Source organism: Neisseria sp. P0021.S006 (assembly GCF_051956895.1).
The window spans coordinates 1-1,217 of record NZ_JBQCWZ010000416.1 but is presented as its reverse complement, the minus strand read 5'-3'; the positions used below and the strand labels follow the sequence as shown (position 1 = coordinate 1,217).

Genomic DNA, 1,217 nt, shown 5'->3' with positions numbered 1-1,217 from the left:
GGCGACCCCGAGCCTTGCGACTACGCCATCAAAGCCGTACAAAAACTGATGGAAAGCGGCAAACCGATTTTCGGCATTTGTTTGGGACACCAGCTGATCAGCCTCGCCATCGGTGCGAAAACTCTGAAAATGCGCTTCAGCCATCACGGCGCCAACCACCCGGTACAAGATTTGGACAGCGGCAAAGTCGTCATTACCAGCCAAAACCACGGTTTTGCCGTCGATGCCGACACTTTGCCTGCCAACGCACGCATTACCCACAAATCCTTGTTTGACAACACCTTGCAAGGCATCGAGCTGACAGACAAACCCGTGTTCTGCTTCCAAGGCCACCCCGAAGCCAGCCCGGGCCCGCAAGACGTCGGCTATCTATTCGACAAATTCATTGACAATATCAAAGCAGCAAAACAATAAAGCTGATTTTTTCAGACGGCCACACTCAACTCGACAACAGGCCGTCTGAAAACCAAACTTCAAAAATATAAATTCAGCCCCCTCTCAACATCTGTACAGCCTGAAAACCCAATCGTCTAATCAGAAAGGAAAACCAATGACTGAAAAACAAATGCACATTCTTTCCGTCACCGCCACCCTGGCCGGCGTCGGTATGTACGTTTCTTATATCCCGCAAATCCAAAACAACCTTGCCGGCAACCCCGGCTCGCCGTTGCAACCCCTCGTCGCCGCCATCAACTGCACATTATGGTTTGCCTACGGCTTTTTGAAAGAAAAACGCGACTACCCCATCATACTGGCAAACGCCCCAGGCATTATTTTGGGTTTGATTACATTTATCACTAGTTTTTAAGGAAGTTTTCAGACGGCCTGTGCAAAATAAAAACGCAAACGGTCGTCTGAAAAAAGTGGCCAAAATATCAATAGCAGGAATTTTTCAGGTAGTTTTTTATCGCAAGGCAGATGGAACAAACCCCGCGAGCGTTTTTTCAGACGACCTTTGAATCCATCGGTAGGGTGTGTGCCGCAAGGCACGCACGCGGTGGGTTGGAGTTGCAGGGAAAATGGAGAACGCGTGCGTGCGTACCGCACACACCCTACATACGAGCTACGGCTTACTAAAGTAGGTTGGGTTGCCAAACTCAACGTTTTTAGATGATTAAGCGGTTTCTGTTGGTTTTCAACCCAGCCTACGCTTGCTACACTCGCTTATCATGAAGCAATATATAAATCAAATGGAAGATATTGATAAATGATAAATA

The 1,217-nt window shown here is 48.1% G+C and carries 3 protein-coding genes; 2 read left to right on the top strand and 1 reads right to left on the bottom strand.

All coding sequences use genetic code 11. The features are described 5' to 3' along the window. Positions 1-414 (top strand): glutamine amidotransferase-related protein (locus tag ACTHUM_RS14620; protein ID WP_440403239.1); only part of this gene is annotated, 414 nt, incomplete at its 5' end. A gap of 136 nt (positions 415-550) precedes the next feature. Further along, positions 551-808 carry a SemiSWEET family transporter gene (locus ACTHUM_RS14615; RefSeq protein ID WP_049225703.1) on the top strand — a complete coding sequence of 86 codons (258 nt, stop codon included), beginning with the start codon at positions 551-553 and terminating at the stop codon, positions 806-808. An 8-nt stretch (positions 809-816) separates the two neighbouring features. Here the strand turns inward: ACTHUM_RS14615 and ACTHUM_RS14610 are convergent, their stop codons facing one another. Continuing rightward, positions 817-1,047 (bottom strand): hypothetical protein, encoded by a 231-nt coding sequence (locus ACTHUM_RS14610; RefSeq protein ID WP_440403238.1) that lies wholly within the window; start codon positions 1,045-1,047, stop codon positions 817-819. Positions 1,048-1,217 lie beyond the last annotated feature (170 nt).